This window comes from Candidatus Aramenus sp. CH1 (assembly GCA_022678445.1).
Classification (GTDB): domain Archaea; phylum Thermoproteota; class Thermoprotei_A; order Sulfolobales; family Sulfolobaceae; genus Aramenus.
On record JALBWU010000007.1, the window covers coordinates 161743 to 174497 of the forward strand.

The 12755-nt window shown below is 46.9% G+C and carries 14 protein-coding genes; 10 read left to right on the plus strand and 4 right to left on the minus strand.

The window, feature by feature from the left end; genetic code table 11:
* Positions 1-5 precede the first annotated feature (5 nt).
* A complete protein-coding gene (locus tag MPF33_06875; protein MCI2414951.1) occupies positions 6-1208 on the plus strand; it encodes a pyridoxal phosphate-dependent aminotransferase in 1203 nt (400 codons plus the stop codon).
* On the opposite strand, the gene MPF33_06880 is transcribed toward MPF33_06875, so the two are convergent.
* Entirely contained in the window at positions 1203-3656 is a 2454-nt protein-coding gene (locus MPF33_06880; GenBank protein ID MCI2414952.1) for a valine--tRNA ligase, read from the minus strand. The two genes, MPF33_06875 and MPF33_06880, sit on opposite strands and share 6 nt — an antisense overlap.
* Before the next feature lie 70 nt (positions 3657-3726).
* Here MPF33_06880 and MPF33_06885 point away from each other — a divergent pair, with 70 nt between their 5' ends.
* Genes MPF33_06885 through MPF33_06895 form a run of 3 tightly spaced genes read left to right on the plus strand, consistent with a single transcriptional unit; the run spans position 3727 to position 5376 of the window.
* On the plus strand, positions 3727-4707 hold the full coding sequence (locus MPF33_06885) for an NAD(P)/FAD-dependent oxidoreductase (GenBank protein MCI2414953.1): 981 nt from the start codon (positions 3727-3729) through the stop codon (positions 4705-4707).
* Positions 4685-5062 carry a hypothetical protein gene (locus tag MPF33_06890; protein ID MCI2414954.1) on the plus strand — a complete coding sequence of 126 codons (378 nt, stop codon included), beginning with the start codon at positions 4685-4687 and terminating at the stop codon, positions 5060-5062. Before MPF33_06885 ends, MPF33_06890 begins: the two co-directional genes overlap by 23 nt.
* Positions 5059-5376 (plus strand): hypothetical protein, encoded by a 318-nt coding sequence (locus MPF33_06895; GenBank protein MCI2414955.1) that lies wholly within the window; start codon positions 5059-5061, stop codon positions 5374-5376. Before MPF33_06890 ends, MPF33_06895 begins: the two co-directional genes overlap by 4 nt.
* Here MPF33_06895 and MPF33_06900 read toward each other — a convergent pair.
* Both MPF33_06900 and MPF33_06905 read right to left on the minus strand, forming a co-directional pair.
* Positions 5337-5624: a hypothetical protein gene (locus tag MPF33_06900; GenBank protein ID MCI2414956.1), complete on the minus strand. Its 288-nt coding sequence runs from the start codon at positions 5622-5624 to the stop codon at positions 5337-5339. The two genes, MPF33_06895 and MPF33_06900, sit on opposite strands and share 40 nt — an antisense overlap.
* Entirely contained in the window at positions 5621-5839 is a 219-nt protein-coding gene (locus tag MPF33_06905; GenBank protein ID MCI2414957.1) for a hypothetical protein, read from the minus strand. Before MPF33_06905 ends, MPF33_06900 begins: the two co-directional genes overlap by 4 nt.
* Before the next feature lie 123 nt (positions 5840-5962).
* Here MPF33_06905 and MPF33_06910 point away from each other — a divergent pair, with 123 nt between their 5' ends.
* The 6 genes from MPF33_06910 to MPF33_06935 all read left to right on the plus strand — a co-directional run bounded on the left by MPF33_06910 (position 5963) and on the right by MPF33_06935 (position 11600).
* Positions 5963-6466 (plus strand): hypothetical protein, encoded by a 504-nt coding sequence (locus MPF33_06910; GenBank protein MCI2414958.1) that lies wholly within the window; start codon positions 5963-5965, stop codon positions 6464-6466.
* Complete coding sequence (locus MPF33_06915) at positions 6408-7022, plus strand: N-glycosylase/DNA lyase (protein MCI2414959.1); 615 nt, start codon at positions 6408-6410, stop codon at positions 7020-7022. Before MPF33_06910 ends, MPF33_06915 begins: the two co-directional genes overlap by 59 nt.
* A 169-nt stretch (positions 7023-7191) precedes the next feature.
* Positions 7192-8169: an NAD(P)-binding domain-containing protein gene (locus MPF33_06920; GenBank protein ID MCI2414960.1), complete on the plus strand. Its 978-nt coding sequence runs from the start codon at positions 7192-7194 to the stop codon at positions 8167-8169.
* Positions 8170-9288: an alanine--glyoxylate aminotransferase family protein gene (locus tag MPF33_06925; GenBank protein ID MCI2414961.1), complete on the plus strand. Its 1119-nt coding sequence runs from the start codon at positions 8170-8172 to the stop codon at positions 9286-9288.
* Positions 9289-9323: 35 nt separating this feature from the next.
* Positions 9324-9602 (plus strand): DNA-directed RNA polymerase subunit K, encoded by a 279-nt coding sequence (locus MPF33_06930; protein MCI2414962.1) that lies wholly within the window; start codon positions 9324-9326, stop codon positions 9600-9602.
* A 12-nt stretch (positions 9603-9614) separates the two neighbouring features.
* On the plus strand, positions 9615-11600 hold the full coding sequence (locus tag MPF33_06935; protein ID MCI2414963.1) for a DNA topoisomerase I: 1986 nt from the start codon (positions 9615-9617) through the stop codon (positions 11598-11600).
* Between the two features lie 47 nt (positions 11601-11647).
* Here the strand turns inward: MPF33_06935 and MPF33_06940 are convergent, their stop codons facing one another.
* Positions 11648-12754, minus strand: a complete 1107-nt coding sequence (locus MPF33_06940; GenBank protein ID MCI2414964.1) for an AAA family ATPase — start codon at positions 12752-12754, stop codon at positions 11648-11650.
* Between the last annotated feature and the right edge of the window lies 1 nt (position 12755).

Genomic DNA, 12755 nt, shown 5'->3' on the forward strand with positions numbered 1-12755 from the left:
CCCAAATGATAACAGATTTCGCTAGTTCCTTGGGCAATCTAACGGGTGAATCAACCCTAGTTTACCAAGAAATAGCGAGGAAGGTGGAGAGGGAAAAGGGAATAAAGACCATAAACTTTGGCATAGGACAGCCAGACGTCAAGACCTTCCTTAGGATAAGGGAAGGGGCAAAGAGGGCGCTGGACGATGGGTTTACTGGCTACACCTCTGCGCTTGGAATAGACGAGCTAAGGCAAAAGATAGCCGATTACTTGTCCTCAAAGTACGGCGAAGTGAAGAAGGAGGAAGTTGCGATTACGCCAGGGGCTAAGACGGCCCTCTTCTTGACTTTCCTCCTTTACGTTAACCCCGGAGACGAAGTGATCTTGCCAGACCCGGGCTTCTACTCCTACGCAGAGGTGGTTAAATTACTAGGAGGCAAACCAGTTTATGCAAAGATGAGCTTCTCGGAAAGCGACGGCTTCTCGCTGAACGTTGAGGAACTGGAAAACTTGATCTCGAGAAAGACCAAAATGATAGTCCTCAACAACCCACACAACCCGACAGGCATGGTGTTCAAGCCCAGAGAGGTAATAAGGCTTCAGGAGATCGCCAGGGACAGGGGTATAATACTCCTATCGGACGAGATCTACGACTACTTCGTTTTTGAGGGAGAGATGAGGAGCGTACTCCAGGATCCAGCATGGAGGGACTACGTAATATACGTCAACGGTTTCAGCAAGACCTTCAGTATGACTGGCTGGAGGCTTGGTTACGTAGTTGCCAGGAAGGAGGTCATACAGAAGGTTGGTATACTAGCTTCAAACATATACACGTGTGCCACCAGCTTCGCCCAGAGGGGGGCTCTGGAGGCGTTTAACTCCTTTAGCGACGTGGAGGAGATGATCAAGCTATTCAAGAGGAGGAGGGACGTGATGTATCAGGAGCTCAAAAAGATCAAGCAATTTAAGGTGTACAAGTCCTTGGGAACTTTCTACATGTTCCCTGAGGTGAGCGATCTGCTAAAGCAGTGGAACACTGACACAAAGGGCCTTTCGGTGAGGTTAATAGAGGAGGCTGGCGTCATCACAATACCTGGAGAGGTGTTTCCTCTAGAAGTCGGAAAGAGGTTCTTGAGGTTCAGCTTCTCCATAGACGAGGAGAAAATTAAAGAGGGCGTAAACAGGATAAAGGAGATAATAGAGACTGATGAGAAAAAAGGATCATGACTGGTGATTGGAACTCCCATGGTCTGACTTCTCTATTTCCACCTTCTCCTCTTGGGACTCCACGTACTGCAACTCTACTATCTTAAGGGTTCTTGTAAGATCTTCTTCCACTCTCCTTATTTTTTCCAAGAAATCCTTACTGCCGTAGATCTTAGCCTTTATTGGCGCGTTCATAGCCAGCCTATTGGAGATCTTTGCGTTCCTGATCATAGAGGTGGCCCTCTTTAGGGTGTTGCCGACCTCTATGGCTTCTTCGTCCTCTTTTACGTCGTCCACCTTGGGAAGCTCCTCGAGCAGGATGCTTACCTTTTCTCCGTACATCCTCGAGTATATCTCCTCTGTTATGTGTGGGGCGATGGGGTGGAGGAGAATCAGTATGTCCTTCAGTATCCTCCTCAAGGTGTATATTGCTGATGGGTCGTCCTGGAATAGCCTGTACTTTACCAGCTCGAGGTACTCGTCTGCAACTATCTCCCAGAAGTAGTTGTATAGCTCTTGGAGGATGACGTAAAATTCGAAGGAATCGTAAGCATTTATAGCCCTTTCCACGAACTTCTTGTGCTCCGCTAACACCCATCTGTCTATTATGTGGAGGGAGCTTGGCTTCTCCACCTTCCGACCGCTAATGAACGGGTAGGCCAACCTACTCGCGTTCCAGAGCTTTTGCAGGAATAGCTTCTTACTCCTAACCACTTCCCACTTGAACGGGAAGTCGTCCCCAATTGCTGCGTCTAAAAGCGCCATCCTGATTGCGTCAGCCCCAAACTCGTCAATCCTATCCATTGGCGACACTACGTTACCCTTGCTCTTACTCATCCTAGTGCCGTCAGGGCCCAGGACTTGTCCGTTAATTAGGACCTGCTTAAAGGGCACGTCTCCTGCTAGCGTTAGCGTTCTAAAGAACGTGTAGAACAGCCACGTCCTGATTATGTCAGTTCCCTGTAACCTCAGGGAAGCTGGGAAAGCCTTAGAGAACCTCTTTTTGTTACTATAAAACCCAGAAAGGTAAAGGACAGTTACGCTGGAGTCTATCCAGACGTCGGCTACGTCAGTTACGGGCTTTAAGGGCAGGCCACACTGGGGACACTTCTCCGCAGGAGGTTTAGCCTTAGTAGGGTCTATTGGCAGGTCTTCTTCCCTTGCAGGCACTAGGTGGTTGTTGTCGCAGTACCAGAAAGGTAACGGAGTGCCGTAGGCCCTCTGCCTACTTATGTTCCAGTCCCAGTCTAGGCTTCTAATCCAGTCCTCAAGGTAGTACGACATTCTCGGGGGCTTGAACTTCATCTTCTTAGACTCCTCGAGTAACTTATCCCTAAACGGCAACACCTCTATGTATACTTGTTTCTTTGTTAAGAACTCTATGGGCGACATACAGTCGCTCCTTTCCGTGTGTGCAAGTACCCTGTGCTTTATCTTCTCCACTTTCCTAACGAAGCCCTTTTCCTTGAGTATTTCAACTATCTTCTTCCTGGCTTCCTCTACCTTGAGCCCGTCCACTATCCCAGTACCCTTCATTCTCCCCTTGTTGTCTATGAGCTCCGTAGAGGGCAAGTTGTACTTCAGTTTCCACTTTATGTCTTGAGGGTCTCCGTAAGTGCTTATCATGACAGCTCCAGTCCCAAAGTCCTTTTCCACCTCGCTGTCAGCTATGATCTTAACCTCCTTGTTGAATAGGGGGACTATTGTCACTTTCCCCACAAGGTTCTTGTACCTCTCGTCGTCTGGGTGGACTGCGATTGCCTGCGTTGCCCCTATCAGTTCGGGCCTAGTGGTAGCTATCACTATCTCTCCCCCTTCTTTCAGGGGGAATCCCACGTAAACTAAGATGCCCTCCTTCTCTATGTATCCCACTTCGCTCAAGGCCAGGGCCGTCTCGCACTTGGGGCACCAGTACACAGGCCCTTCCATCATCTTCACTAGCCCTTTACTGTACATGTCCAAGAGGCTCTTCTGGATCACCTTCCTGTACTCGGGGTCAAACGTCCTGTACTCAAACTGTTCCCAGTTCGGCCTATAGCCAAGCCTTATCATTGCCTTCTTCATTCTATCGATCATGTCGTGAGTCCACTCTACGCACTTCTGTAGGAAAAGTTCCCTGTTCTCCTTTGGAATTCCCAGCCTATACTGGACCTTGAGTTCAGTGGGTAGCCCTTGTGTGTCCCAGCCCTGTGGTAAAAGAACGTTGTACCCCTGTAGCTTCTTGAACCTACCGATTGTGTCGGCTATTGTTACCCAGTACGCGTGTCCCATGTGGAGCTCTCCGCTTGTGAACGGTGGGGGAGTGTCGATGAAGAACACGGGTTTGTTTGAGTCTTCGTCGAACTTGAAAACCTTCTCCCATACTTCCTGGCTTAACCAGAGGTTTTGCCACTTAGGCTCAATCTGTTTCGGTTCGTAATGTTTGGGCCACTCCTCCATCTTTTTGAGAACGTATTCTTGACTCAACAATAACTGGTCACCGCGTAATTAAGAGTTTTAAAACAAAGGTTCTTTTATACTTTACCTAAATATTCCTAATATGCAAATTGCGGTGATTGGCGGAGGAGTGGCCGGCTCCTACTTGTCCGTTCTCCTTCAGAGGTCCGGCCACGACGTCACTTTATTTGACTTGAAGGGTAAGTACTTTAAGCCATGTGGAGACGTCGTTCCCAACGTTTACGAGCCAAAGATACCTTGGAGGGTAAAGTTCAGGATAAAGAACTTTGCCTTCTACGTCGACGGGGAAAAGGTGTACGACGTGAACTATAGGCATACAAAGTGGAACGTTATAGACAAGGCTGGATGGATAAACTCCATGATAGAAGAGGTGAGGAAGAAGGTAATCGGAAACATCAAAGTGAACAGCAAAGACTTTGACCTCGTAGTGAAGGCTATGGGGCCTTACTTAATGGACAGGAAGGTAGTGTACACCACGAGGTCGATAATAAAGACTGAGGAGTTCGACGACGTGGCTGTCCTAGAGTTCGACACCAAGTACACAGGTTTCTACTGGATATTCCCAGACGAGGATGGGGTGTACAACGTAGGAGCGGGTTTCCTAGAGTACAAGAACTCAAAGGAGTTGTTGTTCAACTACCTCAAGTCCAAGTTTAAGAAGTACGAGATTCTCGACACCAGGGGAGCGCCAATTACTGTGGATTTAGTTAAGGAAAAGGACTGGAGGATTGGCGAGGCCAGAGGGCTCGTCTTTCCCATGAGCGGGGAGGGAATTAGGCCTTCCGCGATATCAGCTGAAGAGGCTTTTAACGTAATTGTCAAAGGAAAGGAGTTTAACGAAGCCCTAAACCAAGGGCTAAGGAAGCTGGAGAGGAGGATAGCTATCCAGTACTTGTTGCTAAGAACATATATAAATTCAAATAACTATCTACGAAAGAAAATGCTCAAGACTTTCCTCTCCAACGGCGTTCTAGTGGACGCGTTTTTAGAGGACAAAATAGACCTAGAGGGCGTAGCGGAGTCCATGAGGGAGTTGAAGAATGGTTCAGCTATTATTAGATAACTCGAAGAGTAGGTCGGGAAAACATGTGATGAGGACAGTGCTCTTTAAGATAGACGGAGTTATTGAGGAGGTAACGTCAACGGGAATCGAAGTAACGCCAACGTATAAGGTAGGGAAGGCATTCATGGTCGACCTACCCTCAAAGGGGATCTTCGTTTACGTTATACTGATAAGGAACGTTTACAACAGGGTAAGGGGGAAGATCCTTGTGATAAAGGACGGGAACCCGGTGCTCGTGCTGAACTATAGGAAACTGAAGATAAAGAGGGTAAATGGAGATCCTTCCTTCTACGAGTATGTTAAGAAGGTAATAGAGCAAACTAAAATACCCGTAAAGAGGGTAAACTTGAAATGACGTCTAACTTCTCCGTAAGTTTATACGTTCTGACTGAACCTCAGAGAACTAGGGAAGTGTTCTTAGGGCTAGACAAAATGCTGAGCGACATGTGCAAGCCCATTAGGATTGGCGCCTCGTACATATGTTCGCCCTCAGATGACGTGCTAGTCTCAGTTTTTCTGAACGACGACGTTAAACGCTTTGCCATGGTAATAAAGGTTGAGGGCAAGAACGCGAGCGAGCTAGTAGACGTTGTATCTAAGATAAACGAGAAACTGAAGGAAATGGGAGTTCACGCCAGTTTACTTAGCTCTTTTAAAAGCTCCCTATAGGCGTCTTCAACGTTTTCGTCACTTATTTTTTCCACCTTAGCTATTGCGTTACAAATAAAGCTATATAGGCCGTTGCAAACCACCACCCTTACAACCTTTCCGTACTTGAAGTCCACATTAACGTTAACGTAGTCTATCTTACTCTTTCCCTTCAACTTTCTAGTTACGATTTCGGTGTCAGCGTATAAAATGTCCTTGTCTAAAATGAGGAAAACCCTTTTGTTGTCTACCGAGTACCTTTTTATCATATTACAGGTACCAGTTCAGTTCCACAGTAGGGGCATTTGCCCTTAAGTCCTCTCTTGTCAGCTTCGCAGAAGTAAGCCTTGTACTTCTTTTCGCACTTAGGGCACTTGTAAATTACGTCGACGCCTATTTTTAGCGACCTATTGCAAATCCTGCACTTTACAGTAAACCAACCCATGTGGCCGTAGGAGTTTATTCCTCTTGTCCTTATGCTCATGATTATCCACAACTTATGGATACACTTGTTATTTATACTTTTCGCGTCATCTTCCTCGGTTTTACTCGTGTTATTATGCCAGAATTTTAATATGCGTTTTTCAATAATATAGAGTAGATCTAATTGAGCGTGCTCGCTGAGTATTATAGGCCAGAGTTGATTAAAGTAAACGACTTCATCTCCTTCATCTCTTTAGTTAAAGAAAAGGAGGAAAAGGTGTCCAATTCCTCTAGCTTGGAGGATAGCTTCGTCGAGGGAAAGGTCGTAGTGTTCAACGTCAAGGACGGTAGGGTCATAAACAGCAACCTAGACGTTACCTACAAGTTCCCTTACCCCGTTTACGTCAACAAGGTTAGCGTGCCAAAGGAAATCGGCGAGACTGTGAAGTTTGACGACTTTCCAATAAACGTGGAAAACCCAGTGCTCGGAGTAAACGTGGACTTTTCCAAAGTCCCCTTCATAGTCGTTGAGACGTCCAACGGCTATAAAGTAATAACCAAGTCAGACGTGGAGGAAGTTAAACCAGTTAAGGAGAAGCCTAAAAAGGCAAAGGCTAAGAAGAAAAAGCGTGCTAAGAAGTCTGCTAAGAAACGCAAAATTAAGGGCAAGAGTTCTAGAAAGGGCTGAGGAGTTTAAGTTAAACAACTTGGGTGGCGAAGACCTCTGGTTCAGGGAGCTAGTTTTCTGCATATTGACTGCCAATTCCTCCTTCGTTTCCGCCTACTATTCCCTTCAATCTTTGGGCGACAATATATACGTTGGCACAAGGGAGGAGATAGCTAAGGCGCTGAAGGAGAGCGGTTATAGGTTTTACAACTTGAAGTCAACTTACATAATCAAGAATAGGGAGCTCATTTACGGTAAACTGAAGAGAACCGTAAAGGAAATTGCCGACGTAGACCAGCTAAGGGCACGCGAGTTCCTGATTAACTTACATGGGATAGGGATGAAGGAGGCTAGCCACTTTCTGAGGAACGTTGGTTACTTTGACCTAGCCATAATTGACAGACATATCTTGAATTTTATTCAAAATTACTTAGTTATAAGCAATAAACATTTGACAAAAACTAAGTATATTTATTTAGAATCAGTTTTAAGAGGAATCTCAGCTAATTTAGATATTCAACTAGGTCTTCTTGATTTGTTCATATGGTTTAAAGAAACTAAAACGTTAGTAAAGTGAATAAAAGTATATATACTAGTAGTTGCACGAATATGTGAGGTAAAAATGGACACAAAGGGACTAAACCTACATCTCGTAAAGTTAACCACGTTCAAGTTCATTCTGTCCTTTTCGTCAGTTTCCCTTTCATCATCATGTTAAACTAATTCTCGCGTTTGAGGTGATCTAAATGGCAGAGACCATAAACTCCGTAAAATATAATTCTATAAATAGAGAAAACCTTAGGATCTTGATAACAGACCCCATAGACAACTACATGTTAGATACATTGAAGAGCAATGGATTTAACGTCACCTACCTGCCCGACATAAAGAGAGAAGAACTACTGAAAGTTATTGAAAACTATCACGTCATAGTGGTCAGGAGCAGAACCAAGGTAGATAAGGAGATCATAGAAAGAGGTAAGAACCTCAAGATAATCGCTAGGGCCGGGATAGGCCTGGACAACATTGACACTGACGAGGCAGATAAGAGGAACATAAAGGTCGTCTATGCTCCTGGTGCTTCCACCGATTCCGCGGCAGAGCTAACAATTGGGCTTATGATAGCAGCTGCTAGGAACATGTACACGTCCATGAGCCTGGCCAAATCTGGCATCTTCAAGAAGGTGTCCGGAGTGGAGTTAAGCGGCAAGACAATAGGCATCATAGGGTTTGGTAGGATAGGAACAAAGGTAGCCCTAGTAGCTAAGGCAATGGGCATGAACGTTCTTGCCTACGACGTAGTTGACGTGAGGAAGAGGGCGGAAGAGATAGGAGCTAGGGCAGTAACTTTGGACGAGCTCTTGGCAAACTCCGACGTTATAAGCTTGCACGTCACTGTGGGAAAGGACGCTAAGCCTATTCTAAATAGGCAAGAGTTCGAGAAGATGAAGAATAACGTAATAATAGTGAACACTAGTAGGGCAGTCGCTATAGATGGACCTGCGTTGCTTGAATACGTAAAGAAGGGCAAAGTGTTGGCATATGCTACTGACGTGTTGTGGAATGAGCCTCCTAAGGATGAATGGGAGTGGGAACTGCTAAAGCACGAGAGAGTAATAGTGACTACTCACATAGGGGCCCAAACTAAGGAAGCCCAGTATAGGGTAGCAGTAATTACGACCCAGAACTTGCTGAACGCCATCAAAGAGATAGGTGTAAAGTGAATGCTTCTTATACCGGGCCCCGTTAACGTTCCCAGAAGCGTGGAGTTTGAGGCCACTAGGGTAGTGAACCACAGGTCGGACGCCTTCAGAGAGGTAGTGTCCCAACTGGAGGGAAAGCTAGCTAAGCTCTTCTCCTCCGATAGGGTAGCGTTGCTGACTGGATCTGGCACGCTAGCGGTAGAGGCAATGGTCTACTCTTTGCTCAGAAGGGGAGAAAAAGTTGTGGTGCTAACGTATGGTGAGTTCAGCGAGAGGTTGCTGGACTCAGTTAAGCGTAGAGGAGCACAGCCAGTTGTTTACAGAAAGGCCCCCGGAGAGTCGTTTAACGTAGAAGAAGTAAAGAAGGTGGTAGAGGAGAACAAGGACGCCTCTGCAGTGGCATTGGTCCATAACGAGACGAGCACTGGTATAGCGTTTAGGGAATTGAGGAGTGTGGTAAAGGCCATTAAGGATTCGGGGAAGAAGGCGCTGGTGGACTCCGTCTCCGGTTTCGCTGCCTATGAACTGCTGGTAAACGAGTGGGGAATCGACGCCGTGGCAACCGGTAGTCAAAAGGCCTTGGCGTCCGTGCCAGGTATGGGACTGGTAGCCCTATCCAAGGAAGGGATATCCAACTTGAGCTCAGTAGACGTTCCAGCATTTCACGACATACAACTCTACTTGAAGTTCCAAGACAAACACGAGACTCCCTTTACTCCAGCAGTAGGGGTATTCTTTGCGACCCTAAGGGCTGCAGAGCTTCTGGAAAGGGAAGGAATCAAAAACAGGTGGGCAAGACACGAGGCATGTGCCCGGTATCTCAGGAAGGTAACCACTGAGATTGGCTTCTCCCTTCTTGGTAACGAGTCCAATTTCTCCAACACTGTAGTGGCAGGCGTTCCCCCAATATCCCCCAAGTCCTTAATTGCCGAACTGAAGAACAGGGGCATTGAGGTCTCTGGGGGCATGGGAGAATTACGTGAGAAGATAGTCAGAATAGGCATACTGGGAGTAGTTGACGATAGGGCAATCCAAAAGCTTGTGACCGCGCTCTCTGATATTCTGAAACAAGAGGTAAGTCTAAAGGCGCCTTCCCAGTGCTCTCTGCCGGACTTCTTAAGGGCTGAAGTTGAATGGTAAGATTTATTTTTAGAAGTCAATCCCTATTTTCTAGTATGTCTGATAGTGAGTATTTAACTCCCTTAAACAAGACGTTCGCGGAGAGCTGGAAGACTAGACTTACCCTTTACGAGAGGGCAAGGGTGATCAGTGCTAGGGCCTTACAGCTGGCCATGGGTGCTCCTCCCCTTATTGACATAAGCAGTATGGATCAGAAGAGCCTTACCAGTATTGCAATCGCCCAAGAAGAGCTTAGGAGGAGAGTCCTCCCCATAACAATAAGGAGAAGGTACCCCAACGGCAAAGTAGAGTTAGTATCTCTGAGAAACCTATAAAGCGGTGTGTTATTGGTTGACAAAAAACCTTACGTCGTTATAATAGCTGAAAAACCTAAGGCTGGGAAAAAGATAGCTGAGGCCTTCGGAAAGTACTTCCAGCTTTCCTATCGTAGCGTAAAGTATTGGAAAGTGAGCTTTAATGGAGAACAGATAGTAATAGTCACTGCTGCAGGGCATCTTTACGGGTTACATGGAGCCAGCGGGTTTCCTGTCTACGATATGTCGTGGGAACCCTTGTGGAGAATAGACAAGAAGGCCTATTACACCAAAAAGTACATGGACGTGATAAACTACGTTGCGGGTAACGCTAAGTTCTTCGTAAACGCTTGTGACTACGACATCGAAGGTTCAGTCATAGGTTACCTTATTATAGACAAGCTAGGGGGCATCGCCAACGCAAAGAGGATGAAGATCAACGCGTTGACTAAGGACGAGATACTAAGGGCTTACTCTGACCTTCAGCCTCTTGACCTAACTATGGTAGACGCGGGTATAGCCAGGCACAAGGTAGACTGGTTGTGGGGGATTAACGTCAGTAGAGCCCTCATGTTGTCAGTAAAGAAGGTTTCCGGTAAGAGGGTTATCTTAAGCGCTGGAAGGGTTCAGAGCCCGACTTTGCTCCAAGTAGTTAACAGGGAAATGGAGAGGTACTTACATTTACCCTTACCGGAGTTCAAGGTCAAGGTAAAGGTGGAGGTAAAAGGCAGGGTATTCGATGTCCTCTTGGAGGGGAGATTCAACGTCCTTTCCGAGGCTAAGGAGTTAGCTGAGAGACTTAAGAGGGACGTACTGTTCGTGGAGGGGGTTTCGGTAGGCAAGACAAGACTAGTTAGACCTCCACCTTTTAACTTGATAGACCTACAGCTAGAGGCGGGGAGGCTCTTCGGCTTCTCCCCATATAAGGTGGAGAGGCTAGCAGAGGAACTTTACTTGGACGGCCTAATAAGTTATCCAAGGACTAACAGCCAGAAAATACCCCCGACAGTAAATGTGAGGGAAATAGTGGAGGGGATCTCCAGAGGACCCCTAGGTTATTTAGTCTCTCTCCTAAACAAGCTTACTCACGGGAAGTACGTTGTAAGGCAAGGGGAAAAGGACGATCCAGCTCACCCCGCAATCTACCCTACGCAGTACTTTGGCTCTAGGCTACCAAGGGATCAGTACAAGCTCTACGAGCTCATAGTAAGGAGGTTTCTCGCCTCCATGTCCGTGGACGCGTGGGTAGAGAGGCAGAGCGTTGCTTTGAGGTTCAAGAAAAGCGGGCTAAAGCTTAACCTAAGCCTCCAGGGGGTAGTGGAGAAGGGATGGCTGGAGATCTACCCTTACGTAAAGGTTAAGGACGAGGCCCTCCTTGAGGTTAAAGAAGGGGAGGAGGTAAACGTCAAAGGGATTAGCGTGGTTACCTCCCTGAGTAAGCCCCCACAGAGGTTCAGTAAGACCACGCTCTTGAAGTGGATGGAGAGCTCAAACTTGGGCACTGAGGCTACTAGGGGTATGATCATAGAGACCCTCTTTGAGAGGAAGTACGTAAAGCTGTCTGGGAGGTCGATAGTCCCAACCAAGCTAGGAATAGTTATAGCTGAGGTGCTAGGCCAATTCTTCGGCGAGCTGACAGACGTTAAGATGACTGCAGACATGGAACAAAAGCTAAACGACATAATATACGGTAAGACTAACTCAGAGGAAGTAGCAAACGAGATGAGGGAGAAAATAGCCAAGTACGTGGAGGTGTTTGACAGCAATAAGGAAAAGATAGGGGAGAAAATAGCCAAGGGACTTGGATACCTCCAGTACCAAAGGTGTAAGTACTGCGACTTCGAGGCAGAAGAGGGGGGGCTATGCAGGTATCACTTAAACGCTATGGAGAAGGTCAAGGAAGGGATAAACGAGTGGATGATAAGGACGGGCTATCCGAGGGACCGCGTTATCAAGTCGCTTGAGAAATCAAAATATACTGGTAAGTTCGTATTAGATGTAGTTAAAGAGATGATGTGAGACATGCCAGCCCGATCGGTGAGGTCCAACCCGAGGTATCTGAGATTTCATAGTGCCTTGAACTTCTCATACCAACTCTCGTAGGCCTTTATTATGTCCTGGTTTACACTGGGCTTCCTGTACTTGAGCACTTCTAGCAGGTCCTCAGTAGTCAACTCCCTAGGTGCCTGTAATCCCTTCTCGAATACTTCCTTCACAATCTTCATGTACGCAGTCTGAACCACGTCTCTTATGTCGCTCGCAGTATAGCCCTCGAGTGCCCTGGCTACCTCGTCCACGTTCACATTATGGGAAGGGATCTTGGAGAGGTAGTAATTGACTAGAGACTTGCGTTGCTGAAGGTCTGGCAGAGGGATGTAGACTCTCTTCTGGAACCTCCTCAGGAAGGGCTCGTCTAGTCTCCAGGGCTTGTTTGTCGCCCCTATTACGTATACCTTGTAGTTCTCGCTCTTATCTAGGAGCCCGTCCATCTCCTTCAGGAACTGGTTCCTAACCCTGACCTCTCCTCCAACCTCGTTACCGAAAACGCCTAACAGTGCGTCTATTTCGTCGATGAATATGATGGAAGGCTTGTTCTCCTTTTTGGACAGCTCTCTGGCTGTATTAAAGATCTTTGCTACGTTTTTCTCAGCTTCTCCTAGCCACTTCGACATAATCGATGCGGCATCAACTTGAAGGAAGTTGGAGTCTATTTCGTTAGCTACGGCTGCGGCTATCATAGTCTTCCCGCATCCGGGGGGGCCGAAGAGCAGTATGCCCCTTGGCCATCCTAGGGGGAACAGCTCTGGTCTCTTGGTGGGGTAAACTATCGCCTCCTTTAAGGCCTCCTTAACCTCGTCTAGTCCTACCACGTCGTTGAAAGATACCTTAGGTTTGTCCTTAACTACTAGCTCGTCAGTTGCATCACTTTTACCGTTATCTACCGTGGGCACTAACTCGGTGAGTACCTCAATTCTTCTCTTGTACTCGTTTATCATCTGCTCATACGCGTGCCTAGCAACGTGGTCTGGGTAGAGGGTTATTATCTGGGTTAAGATCTCGATGGCTTTCTTATAGTAGTTTACGGCTTCCTCAGCCTTACCCTCTTTGTCCGCCTTTACAGCTAAGATGGCGTACTTTCTTGCCATGTCCTCCAGCATTACCTGGGCACTCATG